The 16,490-nt window shown below is 61.9% G+C and carries 16 protein-coding genes; 5 read left to right on the top strand and 11 right to left on the bottom strand.

The features are described 5' to 3' along the window. Positions 1-5: 5 nt before the first annotated feature. A complete protein-coding gene (locus AC4DF4_RS01760) occupies positions 6-1,367 on the bottom strand; it encodes an MBL fold metallo-hydrolase (RefSeq protein WP_490046392.1) in 1,362 nt (453 codons plus the stop codon). Between the two features lie 106 nt (positions 1,368-1,473). On the opposite strand from AC4DF4_RS01760, the gene AC4DF4_RS01755 reads away from it, so the two are divergent. Beyond that, the gene (locus AC4DF4_RS01755; RefSeq protein ID WP_490046391.1) at positions 1,474-2,658 is read left to right on the top strand and encodes a BaiN/RdsA family NAD(P)/FAD-dependent oxidoreductase; all 1,185 of its coding nucleotides are present in this window, start codon (positions 1,474-1,476) and stop codon (positions 2,656-2,658) included. Here the strand turns inward: AC4DF4_RS01755 and AC4DF4_RS01750 are convergent. From AC4DF4_RS01750 to AC4DF4_RS01740, 3 genes are read right to left on the bottom strand one after another with little or no spacing between them, the layout of a single operon-like run. Beyond that, positions 2,650-2,931, bottom strand: a complete 282-nt coding sequence (locus AC4DF4_RS01750; protein WP_490046390.1) for a hypothetical protein — start codon at positions 2,929-2,931, stop codon at positions 2,650-2,652. The genes AC4DF4_RS01755 and AC4DF4_RS01750 overlap by 9 nt on opposite strands. Then, complete coding sequence (locus AC4DF4_RS01745) at positions 2,928-3,284, bottom strand: hypothetical protein (protein WP_490046389.1); 357 nt, start codon at positions 3,282-3,284, stop codon at positions 2,928-2,930. The genes AC4DF4_RS01750 and AC4DF4_RS01745 overlap by 4 nt, the downstream gene beginning before the upstream one ends. A gap of 14 nt (positions 3,285-3,298) precedes the next feature. Then, a complete protein-coding gene (locus AC4DF4_RS01740) occupies positions 3,299-3,541 on the bottom strand; it encodes a hypothetical protein (protein ID WP_490046388.1) in 243 nt (80 codons plus the stop codon). 101 nt (positions 3,542-3,642) lie between these two features. Here AC4DF4_RS01740 and AC4DF4_RS01735 point away from each other — a divergent pair, with 101 nt between their 5' ends. Continuing rightward, entirely contained in the window at positions 3,643-4,044 is a 402-nt protein-coding gene (locus AC4DF4_RS01735) for a phnA protein (protein ID WP_490046387.1), read from the top strand. Positions 4,045-4,096: 52 nt separating this feature from the next. After that, positions 4,097-4,738: an RNA polymerase sigma factor gene (locus AC4DF4_RS01730; protein ID WP_490046386.1), complete on the top strand. Its 642-nt coding sequence runs from the start codon at positions 4,097-4,099 to the stop codon at positions 4,736-4,738. A gap of 13 nt (positions 4,739-4,751) precedes the next feature. Here AC4DF4_RS01730 and AC4DF4_RS01725 read toward each other — a convergent pair whose 3' ends face one another. The 7 genes from AC4DF4_RS01725 to hisF form a co-directional block, all read right to left on the bottom strand. Next, positions 4,752-6,428 carry a putative manganese-dependent inorganic diphosphatase gene (locus tag AC4DF4_RS01725; protein WP_490046385.1) on the bottom strand — a complete coding sequence of 559 codons (1,677 nt, stop codon included), beginning with the start codon at positions 6,426-6,428 and terminating at the stop codon, positions 4,752-4,754. A gap of 278 nt (positions 6,429-6,706) precedes the next feature. Continuing rightward, positions 6,707-7,306, bottom strand: a complete 600-nt coding sequence (locus AC4DF4_RS01720; protein ID WP_490046384.1) for a hypothetical protein — start codon at positions 7,304-7,306, stop codon at positions 6,707-6,709. 47 nt (positions 7,307-7,353) lie between these two features. Continuing rightward, complete coding sequence (locus tag AC4DF4_RS01715) at positions 7,354-8,343, bottom strand: fused MFS/spermidine synthase (RefSeq protein WP_490046383.1); 990 nt, start codon at positions 8,341-8,343, stop codon at positions 7,354-7,356. A gap of 307 nt (positions 8,344-8,650) precedes the next feature. After that, complete coding sequence (locus AC4DF4_RS01710; protein ID WP_490046382.1) at positions 8,651-9,361, bottom strand: hypothetical protein; 711 nt, start codon at positions 9,359-9,361, stop codon at positions 8,651-8,653. A gap of 513 nt (positions 9,362-9,874) precedes the next feature. Continuing rightward, positions 9,875-11,302 (bottom strand): DUF6288 domain-containing protein, encoded by a 1,428-nt coding sequence (locus AC4DF4_RS01705; RefSeq protein WP_490046381.1) that lies wholly within the window; start codon positions 11,300-11,302, stop codon positions 9,875-9,877. A 9-nt stretch (positions 11,303-11,311) separates the two neighbouring features. Further along, positions 11,312-11,497, bottom strand: coding sequence for a hypothetical protein (locus AC4DF4_RS01700; protein ID WP_490046380.1), 186 nt, complete (start codon positions 11,495-11,497; stop codon positions 11,312-11,314). A gap of 229 nt (positions 11,498-11,726) precedes the next feature. Continuing rightward, the gene (gene hisF / locus AC4DF4_RS01695) at positions 11,727-12,512 is read right to left on the bottom strand and encodes an imidazole glycerol phosphate synthase subunit HisF (protein WP_490046379.1); all 786 of its coding nucleotides are present in this window, start codon (positions 12,510-12,512) and stop codon (positions 11,727-11,729) included. 142 nt (positions 12,513-12,654) lie between these two features. On the opposite strand from hisF, the gene AC4DF4_RS01690 reads away from it, so the two are divergent. Together AC4DF4_RS01690 and gcvP are read left to right on the top strand one after the other, a co-directional pair. After that, positions 12,655-13,446 (top strand): CHAD domain-containing protein, encoded by a 792-nt coding sequence (locus AC4DF4_RS01690; RefSeq protein WP_490046378.1) that lies wholly within the window; start codon positions 12,655-12,657, stop codon positions 13,444-13,446. A 102-nt stretch (positions 13,447-13,548) separates the two neighbouring features. Continuing rightward, entirely contained in the window at positions 13,549-16,377 is a 2,829-nt protein-coding gene (gene gcvP / locus AC4DF4_RS01685; RefSeq protein WP_490046377.1) for an aminomethyl-transferring glycine dehydrogenase, read from the top strand. Positions 16,378-16,490: the final 113 nt, after the last annotated feature.

The raw sequence follows: 16,490 nt of genomic DNA, 5'->3' as shown, positions 1-16,490 counted from the left end.
GGTTGTTAGATTTCGTATTCGACGCCGGGCTCGGGGACGATGACTTCGGTGTTTGGCAGGCGACGCTTGATTTCCTGGCTGAACCAGGCGACCGCGCCGTCGTCGCCGTGGACGAGGAAGGCTTTTTTCGGGGCGACCTTGATGATGTAATCGAGGATCGCGTCACGGGTGGAGTGGCCGCTGAAGTCGAAGATCCGCATCTCGCAGTTGAGCGGGACGGCGGGGTGCGCGGGGTCGAGCTCGACGAGATCGCCGTGCTTGGCGAGGCGGATTTTGCCGCCGGGCGTCTCGGGGTCCGCGTAACCGACGAAGAACAGGCCGTGCTTGGCGTTTTCCAAAACTCCCTGGCGGGCGAAGGTGTTGGAGACGGTCTTCTCCGACATCATGCCGCTGGAAAGCGCGTAAATGCAGCCGGGGTGGAAGGGGATCGGGCCCTTGCGCTTCTTGCTGCCCGCTTCGAGTTCCATGTCCTTGAGGAAGCGGAAATTCGGCAGGTGGCGGCGTGAGTGGCCGCTGAACCGGTCGTAAACCTGGGTCATTTTCGTGCTCAGGCCGCCGATGTAAACCGGCGTGTTTTTCGGGATCAGCCCCTCTTTTTTGAAGCGGTGGATCATGCCGAGAACCTCCTGGGTTTTGCCCATCGCGAAGACCGGGATGAGCACCGAGCCCTTGCGCTCGATGACGCCCTTGATGGCGGCGGCGAACTCGTTTTCCTCAGTCGGGCGGTCGTATTTCGGGTCGCGCGCCTGCTCGCCGCGGGTGGTCTCGACGATCAGCGCGTCCACCGTCGTTTCCGGAAACATCGCGCCTTTTTGCAGCGTGCTGTGCTCGAAATTCACATCACCGGTGTAGAAAATCTTTTTTCCCTCCGCTTCGATCGTCACGCCAACCGAGCCGAGAATGTGGCCCGCGTCATGGAAAGTGGCGCGGATCGTGCCGGCGGGATCGAGGTCGAACATGCGCTCGATGTTGCGCGTTTCGAAGTCCTCCTCGATCTGGTCGAGCTCGCGGTGCTCGAAGAGCGGATACTCGGCGATGCCGTGCTCGATGCGCTTCGACTGCATCACGTTGACCGAGTTGTGGAGCATCGCGGAGGCGAGTCCGGCGGTTTCGGGCGAGAGGAAAACCTTCGCCTGAGGCTGATCCTGGAGGAAAACCGGCAGCGTCCCCACGTGGTCGAGGTGGGAGTGGGTGATGATGATCGAGTCCGCGGTGCCGGCTTCGAGGAACTCGTAATGCGGAATGGCTTCGGAACCTTCGTGTTTCGGGTGCATCCCGGCGTCCAGCACGACTTTGGCGGACTTGGTTTTGAGAAGGTAGGAATTCGCGCCGATACCGGCGTGGCGACAGAGACTTTTAAAAATCATGATGAATGCGGAAAACGCGGGACCATGGGGGCGCGGCGGGGTTCTGTCAACCCGGCTTCTTGAACCCGCCATTGACGCCGATGATGCTCCGGCTAGCCTCCCGTCCTTGCCCACTCATTCCCAACTTGCCGTCATCGGCGGCGGCCCGGCGGGCCTCCGCGCGGCGGAAGTCGCGGCCGGTGCCGGGCTGCAAGTCACCCTTTACGACGGCAAGCCCTCGGTTGGCCGGAAATTCCTCGTTGCCGGAAAAGGCGGGCTCAATCTCACCCACGGCGAGTCGCTCGACCGCTTCGTCACCCGCTATTCCGGCCCTGGCCAGCCTGCGGAAATCTGGGAAAACCTGATCGCCGGCTTCGATCCCGCAGCCCTCCGAGGCTGGGCGGCCGGACTCGGCGTGGAAACTTTCCAAGCGACCAGCGGGCGGATTTACCCGCGAGCCCTCAAAGCCGCGCCGCTGCTCCGCCGCTGGATCGAGCGGCTGCGCGGACGGGGCGTGCGTTTCGAGATGAACCACCGGCTTGTCTCCCTCGATCCATCCCGCCGACTCGGATTTGAAAACGGCCAGACAGCCACTGCCAATGCCGTCATCCTCGCCCTCGGCGGCGGCTCGTGGGCGAAGACCGGCTCCGACGGCGGCTGGACCTCGATTTTCGAAAAGCTCGGCATCGCCCACCACCCGCTCGCCCCCGCGAACTGCGGCTGGGAACACGAATGGCCGCCCGAAGTTCTCGCGCAAGCGGAGGGCAAGCCGCTGAAAAACCTCCACGTCCGCGCCGGGGAAATGACCGCCATCGGCGAGCTGATGGTCACCCGCTACGGACTCGAAGGCGGCGCGATCTACCAACTCGGTGCCGCCCTCCGCGCCATGCCGGAGCCCGCCATCGCCATTGATTTCAAACCCACCTTCACCCACGCCCAACTCGTCGCAAAGATGCAGTCCGTGCGCCGCGATTTCCTCCACGAAGCCCGCGCCCGCTGGAAGCTCAGCGATCCCGCCCACGCCATCCTTGCCCGGAAAATCTGGCCGGATGCCGATTCCCTCGCCCGCGAAGTCAAAAACTGCCTCATCCCACTCGCCCGCCCGCGCCCACTCGACGAAGCGATTTCCTCCGCCGGTGGCGTCTGCTGGAGCGAAATCGACGAGGCGCTGATGTTGAAAAAACTTCCCGGCATCTTCGTCGCTGGGGAAATGATCGACTGGGAAGCGCCCACCGGCGGCTATCTCATGCAGGGCTGCTTCGCCACCGGCACGCGCGCCGCGAACTCGGCGGTGGCGTGGCGGTCAAGGTAGCTCGCGGCCTTCGAGGATCGCCTGCGAGAAAGGATCGCCCGCCGCAGCGAACTCGCGGAGGTGGGTCATGGCGAGTTCGCGGACTTCCGGTGAAGGATTTTGAAGAGCGGGAACAAGCACCTGCCACTCGGAATAACGCCCGAGCATGGCTTCCGCTTCTTCCAACGAGGCGGTGGGACGGCGGTTCTTGTAGGTGGTGCGGACCACGGATTCGAGATAGAGAATATCTTGCAAATCCTTATCGCGGCCGGTGTCAAACTTGCTTTGGATCAAATCAAGAGGGTCAGGAAGCAATGTGCCGTCTCCGCGTATGGCCGCTCGCTGACAAAACGAGTCAAAGTCGGAGATTTCGATTTCGTTGGGTTTTCGAAACACATCAAGGGGCAGTCGAGGCCCTGAATCCGAATCATGTGGGTTTCATCCACGGCATCCACCAGATCCTGCCCGGACACGGGAATCCAGCCGGGAAGTCGATGCAGGGTGAGTCCTCCGAATTCGATACACGCTTTTTCCAAAAAGTCCGACCACTCGCTGCTGCTGCCCATCGGGTCGAGCCAGATGTCCCCATCAAAGGTAGATCGACTGAAACCATGGGCGATTACAGCCAGTCCCCCGAGCACGATCACCCGGTGCCGCCGGGTCAAAGCGCGGACAAAATGGTCGGTAGGTGTTTCCATGCTTTGACGCGTTCGTTCACTTTGCAGGCGATATGCCAATCGTCCGAAACCGAATCCGGGTTCGCCAGCCACGGCTCGCTGTTATCCCTGATCTTGCCCTTCGGCGGGCGCGGGCCGCGGGCGGCGATGTATTTCCTCCGGGCGATGGGCGCGGCGAAGTCCTCCTGCAAGCGCCGGATCGAGGGATGATACTTGGTGAATTCCACAGGACGGAACCTAGCACAGCTCCGGGCAATGGAAAGCATCAAGAAGGAGCCTCCGAAATTCAAGATTCCAAGCGCCGGATTTCCCGTGATAGCCTTCGCGCATGGGAAAAGGTTACGAGACGCATCAGGCGCGGGTGGTGGCTTTGCAGGGGCTCGGCAAGGACCTTGCACGGCGGGCGAAATCGAAGTGCGAACTGACGGGCGCGGCCGGTGTTTCCTTGCGGCCTTACGAGGTGCCGCCGGTGGCGGACGAGCCGGACATCGAGCGGACGCTTTTGATCAGCGAGGCGTGTCACGAGGTGTTGGAGCACCCGAAGCGGCTGAAGGGCCGCGAATGGCAGTGCCTGGCGGAGGTGGTTTGGAGCGAGATGCCGGCGGTGCAGGTGGTCGCCTGGCGGATGCTCAATCACCTGGCGCAAAGCGAGGACTGGGCGCGCGAGGTGATCGAGGAGGTTTTCCTCGACGAGGCAGTGGAGGAGTGGGCGAAATCCGTAGAACTGTGAGCCGTATGATTTTCACCCGCAACTTCACTCGCGGCATGCGGTTAAACGCTCCATGTTTAGCGCCGACATCGCCGCGACACCCTTTTTCCTGAAGATGGAGGCTGATTCCGTTCCAAACCCGGCAGACGGCAGCGCCATCGATTTCGCGCTGATGGAGCGCGTCGGGGCGGGCGATCACGAGGCGTTCCGCGAACTCGTCGAGCGCCATCAGAACGCGGTGATCGGCACGGTGGCGAAGATGTTGGGCAACGCCTCCGAGTCGGAGGACATCGCCCAGCAGGTTTTCCTGCGGATCTGGCGGAACGCGAAACGCTACCGGCCGGACGCGAAATTCACCACCTATCTGTTCACGATCACGCGCAATCTCGTCTTCAACGAGACCCGCCGGAAGAGCCGGAAAAAGGAAGTTTCCTCGGACGAGCGCGAGGAGAATTCCAACCAGCTCATCGCCGCCAGCCCGGACCGCCAGCCGGACTCGGAGCTGCTCCAAGCCGAGTTGCAGCGCGCGGTGGATGACGCCATCGCCTCGCTGCCGGAAGTCCAGCGGATGGCCGTGGTGCTGCGGCGCTACGAGCAGCTTTCCTACGAGGAAATCGCGGTGGTGCTCAAGCTGTCGGTCTCCGCCGTGAAGAGCCTGCTGTTCCGCGCGCGGACGACGCTGCGGGAATCGTTGAGCGGGTATTTAAGCGAGTGAAATGTAGCGGCGATCACCGCGAGTGCTGGATCGCCTCACAAACGGCGGGGAAAATCTGGCGCTTGCGACTGACCACTCCGGGCGCGTGAAACAAGGTCGCGTCGATCCGCTCGAAGGGCAGCTTCTCCAGCATCGCATCCTGGCCGATGGCGAGAATCATGCTGTGATGCAGCGCCACGTCGGTCACCGCGAGCACGGCCAGATCATGGTGCTGGCGCTCGAAGAGTCCCTTCAAGGCGGCTTCCAATTCCTCGCGCCGCGCGGCGAATCCCACCAGGTCGCGCTCTTCGACCTGGGAGATACTAACGGACAACCCTTGCTCGTTGAACTCCTTGCGGTCCGCGTTGAGGATTTCCTCCGGCGTGCCGCTGGCGATCAACGAGCCGACCGCGAAGAACTCGTCGGTGAATTTCTGGGGATCCACGCCCGCCACGCCGCTGAGCCAGGTGAGCATCTCGCGATCGAGAATCGTGGTCGTCGGCGAGGTCAGGCAGAGCGTGTCCGAGACGATGCCGGCGCAGAGACAGAGGGCCACGCTCGGCGCGGGCATCAGGCCGCGGTAAAAAAATTTCCGGCCCACCAGCGTGCAGGTCGAGCCGACCGGTTCGTTCAGATAGCGGATCGGCTCGCGGGAAACGAGGTCGCCCGCGAGACGGTGGTGGTCGATGACTTCGGTGATTTCCGCCTCCTCCACGCCGTTGACGGCCTGGGCGTATTCGTTGTGATCGACCAGCGCGATGCGGATGCGCGGCGGGTCCACGAGGTCGGACTTGGCGATGACGCCCAGCATTTTCCCGCCGGTGTGCTCGACCACCGGGAACAAATCCTGGTCGATGGCGGAGAGGCTTTTCCGCAGCCGCGAGATCGGCTCGTTGACGGACAAAGTCAGGAATTTCTTCTCCATCACGTGGCGCACGGTGCGCGAGCAACGGATCAGCGTGGAGGCGGTGGCGGTGTCCTGATGGCACGTCAAAACGACCACGCCTTTGCGCGCGGCGTAGGCGAGGATGTCGCCGGAAACCGGATTGTCCCCGGTGACCAGAAGGGCGCGGGCGCCGTGGTCGATCGCGTAGCGCTGGACGATCGGGCGGTCGCCGCAAATCACCAGGAATTTCCCGATGTTGCCGTCCGCGATCGCCTGCTTGAGGCGCTTCTCGACGGTGGCCTGGGACGAGGCGCCGACGAGCAGGATCACATCCTCCTCGAACTCCGGCGAAGGCAGCATGGCTCCGAGGCTCTGGGCTTGCAGCGTGTCCGCCAGTTTCGCCAGGGAAACGTGGATGGTCCGCACGCTGAGTCCTTCCGTGTGGCCGGGCAGCAGCAGCTTGAGCAAGTTGAAATAGTGGAGGATGCCGAAGAGGTTGCCCTCGTCGTCCTCGACCGGCACGCAGCGGATCTCGGCGGCGAGCATCCGCTGATAGGCGGTCAGGAAGGTGTCGGACAAGGTCACCTTGATGACCTTGCGGTGGCAAATCATGCCGGCATTGACGCGGACGTCGGTCAGCAGCATCGGCGCGTCCAGCCCCGCGCGCTCCAGCACCCACTTGGTCCGCGAGGAAATCTCGCCGCATCGCGCCGCGATCGCCTTGGGTTCCTCGCCGACGGCGCGGAGCAGGGCGGCGTAGCCGATCGCCGAGCAAATCGCGTCGGTATCCGGGTTTTTATGACCAATGACGTAGAAGGGGAGCATGGGAAAGACGAACTGGTATCCGGTGAGAATAGGTAAGACGAGACGGACGGCAAGATTCTTCCCGGCTTCCCAGTGGATTATCAAACAAACCTTGTCTCATCTGTTCGGGAAGATTACGCCGGCGAAGTTCGGATTGCATTTTCTCCAAAAATCGCGGTTCTCATGTGTCGTTGGAGAAGCGGGGCGTATTAACGATTATTTGTCTGAACACCGTTGAACGTTTGAGGAGGACAGGAACCGCTCTGCTGGAGAAAGCGCATGGAAGGTCAGGGATGGCTTCAATCTGCGGCACCTTCGGCAGGCTCTGGCTCCGTCCATTGGGTGAGAAACGTTTCCCACTCATTCTTCCAGGATTCCTCATCGCCGTGGATCCGGGCGATCCATGCGCGGTGGAAGGCCGACCCAGCGAGGGGCAGCTTGCGGCCTGAGGACCTCCTGTTAGCCAGTAAGGGCTCTTTGTCGGGCGGGGTTCGGCTCTGCAGCTTGTCCACGAGGTTAGCGAAAGGGGTTTCGAGAAACTGCGGTCGATCGGAACCCGAGGGCTGGTGCAGGGAGCGCGGGGTTCCGAACTCGATCACAGGCCTGTCATCGGTGTTGAGCGGGTATTTCTCGAACAGATCGCCGGCCAGGGTCAGGTTGCCACCGTAGAAAAGCGTGATGGTCTGCTCGTTGAAGGGCAGCATGAGATCCTGCATGTCGAGGTGGGTGGCGCCCTCCACCGCGCGCTGCTTTGCGCGTCCCACATCGAGGGTGGAGGCGGGCAGCGGGGTGTGATCGGCATGTCCGACCATCGCGGCGACTTCCGCCCCGGGCTGGAAATTCCCGCGCCACAGGCTGACCTGTGGAAATACGGCGAGCATCGTACGGGCGATGATCATCGAGTATTTGTCTCGGTTTGCGAGAGGGTGGTTGCGTCCGTCGGCGATCACAACCTCGGCGCGGGGATCCGTGTAGAGGCCGTTGGTGAGGTCGGAGCCGTCGGGGCCGTCGGTGAAGTATTTCCTGGAGGCGGCGACGCGTTGGGCGAGAGCTCGCAGGCAACGACCTTTTCTACTTTTGGAAAATCGTTGCGGCTCAGCGCCTCCCCGGCGGTGATGCCGGTGCCCATGCCGAGGAAGAACACGCTGTCGCTCGCAGGCCAGGCGAGCAGCGGAATCCGCGCCTGGAACATCTGCGACCCGTAAGCACCCCGGGAGCCGAGGCTGTAGTTTGAGTTGATGCGGATGCTGACGTCGTCCCGCGAATCCCTGACCACGGTGACGGTTGCATCGCTTCCCTCCCATTTCCCCATCACATCTTCGTTAGAAGCAGCGCCCGAGGGTTCGGCAAGCCGCGAAGGGTTCAGAAGGGTAAGCAGGAGCACGAGCATGACACCCGAAGCGACCCTAGCAGAATTCGCGGCGGCGTTTCCCCTGACGGGCATCAGCACGGCGAAGATGAGATAGATCGCGGAGACCAACTGGATGGTGTGCCAGATGCCCAGCGATTCCAGCAGCAGGAAGCCCGCGGCCAGCGAGCCGAGGATGGCACCGCCCGTGTTGATGGCGGAGAGCGCGCCGATGCTTTTCCCTGCATGGGTGATGAATTCTTCCTCGCCCTTCATGAGAAAGGGAAACACCGCGCCGAGCGGTAGGCAGGCCGGTCCGATGGTCGCGAATCCGGTGGCGAAGAGCCGGAATACGTAGGCGGCGAATGAGAAATCAGTGTCCAGCATTTTCATGCCCCGGGTGATCCCCATGGAAATGAGCGGAGTCATGGCCAGGGCCGCGCCACCGAGGGCGAAGAGCCATAACAGAACCTGCGGGGCTGGCATCTTGCTGCGGGCAAGCCGCGAGGCGAGCCAGGCGCCCAGTGATAGGCAGACCAGCACCACGATCAGAACCGTGGCGAAACTGTAAACCGAGTTCTCATGCACCTGCGGCAGAATTCGAGGTTCGCCAGCCCGGTGTCATCCTTCGGGATCTCACCGAGGACCGCTCCGCCGGGTGTCCGATGAATTCGTATCCTTCCGTCGCTCAGGACAATGGCGAGCAAGGTGCCGTCAGGACTCATCGCCATGCGGGTGGCCGTGTCGTCAAATGGCACCGCCCACACAGGCTCCAATCGTTCACCCTCTTCGTCCAAGTTGATCCATTTCACTGGCTTCTCGGCCAAGCCGAGACTGGGCCGGATGGCATTGCGCAGCTCAGACTCCCGATCTTCTTGCCGCAGTGTTTCATCTATCAAATTTCACCGTGAAAATCATTGATCATCAGGGCAAGATAAATCAACGGCGTCGTCTCCATGGCATCAAAGCCGGGATGAGCCACCAGCGCCGTCATGGATTTCCTCCAATCTGCCGGACGCCTCCGGTGGTATTCGGTAATGAATGCCATTTGATCGGTCGTCCCGTTGCTGATCGGTTCAGTCCCATAAAACCAATCGACCACAAATTTCAATTCCCTGTCGGCTCTGAGTTCCAACAAGGCCGCCATGGCCCGCGCCCGGTCCCATCCCTGATCTTGCGTTTCGATTTTCAGAGATACGAATTTCCGCTGATCAGAATCAAAATAAATGTTAGAGCCGAAAGGAGACTGCGAGGGAAACGCCAGGCCCTCATCCCCCAGCCGACTGTGGATCACGCGAAAGGCATTGGGGTCCCTGCTGATATACAATTTCATCAACGCCAAAGCCCGGATCTTCGAGTCTGCGTGCTCCGCCCGCTTTTTCAATTCCGGGAGGTCGGCAGGGATCGCCATCGCGTCTTGAAGTGCATTCAGCCTAGGTGAATCCGCTTCTCCAAAATTCCGTGGTGGCCGGTTGTAAAGGAAATCGCTGTAATTGACGTAGGAGATTTGCTCCGCCAAACGCTGCCATTCATCCGCTCGCGCAGGGATTCCGCCAAGCGACACATGCACGAACACGAGTAAAATCCAGGATTTCAAAGTCAGCATTTATGATCGAGATGTGTGCGATAGTCCTCTTCATCAACTTGTCTTGCTGTGGCCGTTAGCGCGGCTTCTTTGCGCCACTCCCTGAGCCAACCGAGATCGGCGGGCGCGGCAGCTTCACCCAAGCCCTCCAGCATTTCCTGATAGATGGTGTAAGAAGCAGTTCGCCGAAGCGATTCTTCGCATCCGTGGCGGTGAATGTGATCATGCGTATAGAATAGCCAAAATGGCTATTCTGGCAAGGTCCGGCGGGAAGAACCACGGAGAGGGGGTGCAGGACAAAAAAGTCATCCTAGACATGAACCGATCCGTCACTGGCATCCACGGAGGGGCGGAACGCGTCCGCCCACGCGGATGACGAGTCAATGGGAAGTCCATCGGGCCTTTTCATTGGCATTTCATCCTCACGGCGAACGCGTTTCGCCGCTCCTTGACTTTTTTGTCATGCCCCCACGGAGAGGGCAGTTGAAACAACCGTGAATTTCCAAAGGATTCCGGGAGTTGATCGGCGATCCGTTACTGCCTCACATAGACGTGATAGCCGCAATGCCAGTCCTTGGAGACTCGGGCGGTGGCTGCCTCTTCGGTATCAGGAACGGCGTTGAATCCTCCGCGTTCGATGATGAGGAAATCGCGCCCACCGACTTTTCGGACCTCCATTTTCAGGGCTTGGTCGTCATTGACGCCGATGAGCATGTCGCCGGACCAGAAATAGCCGCCGAAGAATTTGGATTTAGCGACCTTTCCGCCGTCCAGAAGCTGGATGGTATCCTTGGCGTTCTCGATTTTGTCGGGACCTTTGCCGCCATTGGCCTTCATGAAGGCGGCGATGCGGGCGTCGATTTCCGAGGGGTTGCCAGGTTGAGGATAAACCGCCCATGCCCAGGTCCCGACGACGGCGGGGTTCGGGGTGAATTTTTCGTAGGAATACATGTCGGAATCCTTGCCGCTGATGTGGGAGGCCAGGGTGGTTCTGGGGAGGTGTCGCACGAATTCCTCACCGCCCGGGACTTCCTGCAAAATGGCGCCGATGCGCGAGCGGATGGTTTTTGCCCCGTTCGTCATCAAGGCGCCGGTGTTGGTGGCGTAGAAGGCTTTCGTGGCGGAATTGTCGCGCGCCTTGGCATAGACCGAGTCCTCGCCCGCGGGGTCAACCATCGCCGCCGCCCCAAGGCCGAATGCCAGACCGCTGGTCTTGCCGTTGTCGCGGAAACCGCCCTCCGGCAATGTGTTACCGTAAGCCACGTTGCCGTGTCCGGCGAAGCGGTAGAACTGCGAGAAAGTCTCATCGAACATGTATTTATCCACTTCCACACCACACAGCTTGGCCATCAGGAGGAAGCTCATGCAGTTCACCCCGGAGGCATGGACTTGCCCGGTGCCAACGGAATAGGTGAAGGCCGCCGGCCCTGCGCGACCGCTCCAACCGCCGCTAAACATGTTCACCCTCAGCTCCTCGGTCATCTGTTTGATGACTGGCAGCACGCTCTGATCGCCAGTGCGCAGGTAATACTCGCAGAGTCCCGGACCTTTGTAGCCTCTATCCCAATTCATCCCGGCGTAATTCTTGATGCCCTTCATCCAGCGCTTCACGACGTCGAGATCCTTCTCCTCGCCTGTGGAAAGGAGGAAAATGACCGACCCCCATTTCGGCTGATCCTGTTTCGCAATCAGGTCGGCGAGGTTTCTGACGATTTTGTCGGACTTCGGGCAATTCACCGGCCACGTCTTGCTGTAGCTGCCCATCACCGGGATGCCGACCGTGACGTCACCTGCTCCTTGGATTTTCAGGACAACCTTCCCATCCTTCGCCTCGGCCTCGGTGACGATGTCTCCGAGAATGATGCGGGGATCCACCTCCTTGAGCACCTTGCCATTGATGCTCTCAATGATCTGGCCTTTCTGAAGCTTGCCGGTCGCCTCGGCGGGAGAACCTATTTCCACGTTGTTGATCTACATGGTCATGCCCGGGCGGACCAGCATGATGCCGATTCCGACCGGCCCGAGGTTTCTCACCAGCCATCGTTTCTTGTCGGTGACGTTGGGAAAGGGATTGAAGATCGGTGTGGTGGCGGGGGTGTAGTAGGCGGGCTCATTGCTCGCCGCCGCGTTTTTTTTCTGCGACCAGGCATTCGACACGAGTGCCAGCGTGATCACTGCGGCGCCAGCGCCGGCGATCCGTTTAAAGTGTGGGCTTCCCTAATTTCATGTCCTGGCTCATATTGATTGAGGATGGCTTGCTTCACGGATCACACCCCAAAACCAACCGCGTCAGCATGTCGGTTAGGTCCAATTGGTGAAACCATGCCTGAAGCTAGGTTTGGTCCCCTCCGGTGGCGAGTAGATTTTCGACGTCAGAGAGTTGTCGTTAACACTGCAATTGCTTCGCCCAATCATACGGCCTGACAGGCACGCCGCGCCCGGCGAAATGCCGCTTCGCCTCGCAGACCGTGTGCATGCCGAAGTGGAAAATGCTGGCTGCCAGAACGGCGTCGGCCTTGCCGGCGTTGAGCACGTCCACCATGTGATCGAGGTTTCCCGCGCCGCCGCTGGCGATGACCGGGATGCCGATCGCGGAGGAAACCGCGGCGGTCAGCTCGATGTCGTAGCCGGCCTGCGTGCCGTCCGAGTCCATGCTCGTCAGCAGGATCTCCCCGGCTCCGCGACGCCAGACTTCCTTGGCCCACTCGACGGCGTCCATCCCGACGGGCGTGCGCCCGCCGTGCGTGTAAACGCCCCATTTCCCCGGACCTTCGCGCTTCGCGTCGATGGCGACGACGATGCACTGGCTGCCGAACGCCTTGGCCCCGGCATCGACGAGACCGGGATGGGTCACCGCCGAGGTGTTGACGCCGACCTTGTCCGCGCCCGCCAAAAGCATTTCGCGCATGTTTTCCACGGTGCGGATGCCGCCGCCGACGGTCAGCGGGATGAAGCATTTTTCCGCCGTGCGGCGCACCACATCGACCATCGTGTTGCGGTTGTCCGACGAGGCGGTGATGTCGAGAAACACGAGCTCGTCGGCCTGCTGCAAATTGTAGGCGATCGCGCATTCCACCGGATCGCCGGCATCGATGAGATCGACAAAATTGACGCCTTTGACGACACGACCGGCGGTCACATCGAGGCAGGGAATGATTCGTTTCGCAAGCACGCGGAGAGCAAAGCGCCAAATCGGAGCGCCGCCAAGCACAAGGAAGGTTTTTGCGTCACGGCCTTCCCACCCCGAAATATAATTCCCCGCTGGAAATCCCGGGTGCTGACAAGGGGCTCGATTTGCGATTTCATCCTGTGTCATGAGATCCCCCGTTGAACAAGAAGCGAAGTTCGCCCGCGAGCAACTGCTGGCCGGTTGCGACACGATGGAGCGCTTGCTGCACGGACTGCTCGACTCGAAGGGCCGCGTCGCCGAGGAGGTGCACGCCATTCGCAAGCTCGGGAAATCGCTGCGCGGCGGGTTCTCGCTTTTCCGGCTCGGCAAGAATTCCGCCAAGGAAATCCAGGCGATCGGCCGCTTGCTCGCCAGCCCGCGCGACGCGGTTTCGCGGCTGAACACCTGGCACAAACTCGGCTGGAATGAGGACGACGCCGCCAGCGCAGCGATCGGCGCGTTGCTCGTCCAACAAACCCACTCGGCCGCCCGCCGGCCGCCGCCGCCAACCATCGCGTGGAGCGTCGAGCGCGTCGCCGCCGCCCGGCGAAATCTGCAGGAACTGCCAGAAGACGATCTCACCGAGCGGGTCGGGATCGGCCTGAAAAAGCTCCGCAAGCAGCTCGCCAAGCGTTTTGAAAACATCGATCACTCGGGCGAGGAGGATTTCCATGACGCCCGCAAAGCCCTCAAAGCCTACATCGGCGCGCTCGGATTCATGCCCGCCGAGTCTTTCGCGCCCGCCCCTGAAATGAACGAGCTCGCCGATGTTCTCGGCGATGAAAACGACCTCGGCACCCTTTCCGCATGGCTCGAAGCCCGCGGCTTCACCGAGGATTTCATCCCCGGACTCTGGGAGAAGCTGACGAAATCCCGCGGCAAGCGGCGGAAAGAGGCGATCGATGACGCCGCGCGCATCATTTCCACGGTGGAATAGCCTCCCGGAAGTTAGCGGAATTCTCGCGCACAGGGGTTGCGCCGGGGGCATTTTCCACTATGGAGGGGGCGTCCGATTTCCCCCTCCCTACTTCCATCCGTCATGTCCGCACGCCTCGACTTCCGCAGCCGCCACCTGGGTCCCATCGGCACCGACCGCGATGAAATGCTCCGCGAAACCGGCTTCCCGTCGCTCGCCGCGCTCATCGACGCCGCCGTGCCCGCCGGCATCCGCCTCGACACCGCGATGAGCCTGCCCGCCGCCCGCTCGGAACACGACGCGCTCGCCTGGCTGAAGTCGATCATGGGGAGAAACCAGGTGCTCAAGTCGTTCATCGGCCAAGGCTACCACGGCACCCACACGCCCGGCGTGATCCAGCGGAACATTCTGGAAAACCCCGGCTGGTACACCGCCTACACGCCCTATCAGGCGGAAATCGCGCAGGGCCGGCTCGAGGCGCTGCTGAATTTCCAGACGATGATCACCGACCTGACCGGTCTGGACGTCTCCAACGCCTCGCTGCTCGACGAGGGCACCGCCGCCGCCGAGGCCATGAGCCTCGCGCTCGCCGGCAAGCCGAAGGGCAAGGCGATTTTCGTCTCCGACCGCTGCCATCCGCAGACGATCGACGTGGTGGCGACGCGCGCCGAGCCGCTCGGCATCGAGGTGATCACCGGTGATTGGGAAGCCTTCGAGCCGGGCGAAGGCCTGTTCGCCGCGCTGGTGCAATACCCCGACACCCGCGGCCGCATCGACGACTTCGAAGGCTTTTTCACCAGGTGCAAATCCGCCGGCGCGGTGACCATCGTCGCCGCGGACCTGCTAGCGCTCACCGTTCTCAAGGCGCCCGGCGAATTCGGCGCGGACATCTGTATCGGCTCGTCGCAGCGTTTCGGCGTGCCGATGGGCTTCGGCGGTCCGCATGCGGGATTCATGGCCTGCGCCGACGCATTGAAACGCAAGATGCCCGGCCGCCTCATCGGCGTGTCGGTCGATTCGCGCGGCAAGCCCGGCTACCGCCTTTCCCTGCAGACCCGCGAGCAGCACATCCGCCGCGACAAGGCCACATCCAACATCTGCACCGCCCAAGTCCTGCTCGCGGTGATGGCCTCGATGTATGCCGTCTATCACGGGCCGGAAGGGCTCAAGCACATCGCCCGCACCACCCATGCCCGCGCGGCGGAACTCAAGGCTGCGCTCGTCGCCGGCGGGATCGCGATCGAGGACGGCCTGTTCTTCGACACGCTCGTCGCGAAGGTTCCCGGCAAGGCGGACGCCGTCCTATCAGCCGCCGCGGCGGAAGGCATCAACCTCCGCCGCATCGATGCGGATCACCTCGGGATTTCATTTGATGAAACCTCGACGTCCGCAGACGTGGTCACGCTTGCCGGCACGTTCGGGATCAGCGCCAGCGAGCAGGAAGTTTCCGGAGTCGTCTGGCCCGCCTCGCTCACCCGCGGCACGGATTTCCTCACTCAAAAAGTCTTCAACAGCTATCACTCGGAAACCGACATGCTGCGTTATTTGAAGCGCTTGGAGTCGAAGGACCTCGCGCTCAACGAGTCGATGATCGCGCTCGGCTCCTGCACCATGAAGCTCAACGCGACCTCGGAAATGATGCCGCTGAGCTGGCCGGAAGTTTCCTCGCTGCATCCCTTCGTGCCCGCCGGGCAGAGCGAAGGCTACCGCGAAATGCTCGCGGTGCTGGAAGGCTGGCTGGCCGAAGTCACGGGCTTCGCAGGAGTCTCCCTCCAGCCGAACGCCGGCTCGCAGGGCGAATACGCAGGACTGTTAGCCATCCGCCGCTATCACCTCGCGCGCGGCGATTCGCACCGCAACATCTGCCTCATCCCCGTTTCCGCCCACGGCACGAACCCCGCTTCCGCCGTTATGGTCGGGATGAAAGTCATCGGCCTGAAGTGCGACGACAAGGGCAACATCGACGTCGACGACCTCGCTGCGCGCACCGAGGAACACCGTGAAAACCTCGCGGCGCTGATGGTCACCTATCCATCGACCCACGGCGTGTTCGAGGAAACAATCCGCTCGATTTGCGAAATCATCCACGAGGCCGGCGGCCAGGTTTATATGGACGGCGCCAACATGAACGCGCAGGTCGGCCTCACCTCGCCCGGCCTGATCGGTGCGGATGTCTGCCATCTCAATCTCCACAAAACCTTCTGCATCCCCCACGGCGGCGGCGGACCGGGCGTCGGCCCCATCGGCGTGGCGGCGCAGCTGTTGCCCTATCTTCCCGGCCACCGCGAGCTCGACGCCAAGGAAGGCGCGGTCTGCTCGGCACCGTGGGGGAGCGCTTCGATCAACACCATTTCCTGGATGTATATCGCCATGATGGGACCCGCCGGACTCACCGAAGCCACCGAGGTCGCCATCCTCAACGCGAACTACATCGCCAAGCGACTCGCGCCGTATTTCCCGGTGCTTTACACCGGAAACCAAGGCCTCGTCGCCCACGAGTGCATCATCGACGTCCGCCCTCTATCCGACGCCAGCGGCGTCACGGTGGAAGACGTGGCCAAGCGGCTGATGGACTACGGTTTCCACGCGCCGACCATGAGCTGGCCGGTCGGCGGCACCTTGATGATCGAGCCGACCGAGTCCGAGTCCAAGCCCGAGCTCGACCGTTTCTGCGACGCGATGATTTCCATCCACGGCGAAATTTCCGCTGTCATCAGCGGCGAACTGGATGCGAATGACAACCCGCTCAAACACGCGCCGCATCCCTGCGAGACGGTTTGCGGGAACGAATGGCCGCACGCCTACACCCGCGAGCAGGCGGCCTTCCCCCTGCCCTATCTGCGCCAGCACAAGTTCTGGCCGTCCGTCGGCCGCATCGACAACGTCCACGGCGACCGCAATCTCGTCTGCACCTGCGACTCCGTGGAAGCCTACGCGGAAGGCAACGCATGATGATCGAGTCGCCCATCGACTGGACTGCGTGGAGCGGCGAGATGCACGCCACCATCATGTTCATCATCAAGGACGGGCAGATCCTCCTCATCGAGAAAAAGCGCGGGCTCGGC

The sequence above is a fragment of the Luteolibacter sp. genome (genome assembly GCF_058122085.1).
The sequence above is the reverse complement of the archived record's forward strand: the minus strand, read 5'-3'. Positions and strand labels throughout refer to the sequence as shown.

Coding starts and splice junctions, on each gene's coding strand:
- AC4DF4_RS01760 (WP_490046392.1), bottom strand. CDS start 1,367: ATGATTTTTAAAAGTCTCTGTCGCCACGCCGGTATCGGCGCGAATTCC.
- AC4DF4_RS01735 (WP_490046387.1), top strand. CDS start 3,643: ATGGGAAAAGGTTACGAGACGCATCAGGCGCGGGTGGTGGCTTTGCAG.
- AC4DF4_RS01730 (WP_490046386.1), top strand. CDS start 4,097: ATGTTTAGCGCCGACATCGCCGCGACACCCTTTTTCCTGAAGATGGAG.
- AC4DF4_RS01725 (WP_490046385.1), bottom strand. CDS start 6,428: ATGCTCCCCTTCTACGTCATTGGTCATAAAAACCCGGATACCGACGCG.
- AC4DF4_RS01720 (WP_490046384.1), bottom strand. CDS start 7,306: ATGATCATCGCCCGTACGATGCTCGCCGTATTTCCACAGGTCAGCCTG.
- AC4DF4_RS01710 (WP_490046382.1), bottom strand. CDS start 9,361: ATGCTGACTTTGAAATCCTGGATTTTACTCGTGTTCGTGCATGTGTCG.
- AC4DF4_RS01690 (WP_490046378.1), top strand. CDS start 12,655: ATGAGATCCCCCGTTGAACAAGAAGCGAAGTTCGCCCGCGAGCAACTG.
- gcvP (WP_490046377.1), top strand. CDS start 13,549: ATGTCCGCACGCCTCGACTTCCGCAGCCGCCACCTGGGTCCCATCGGC.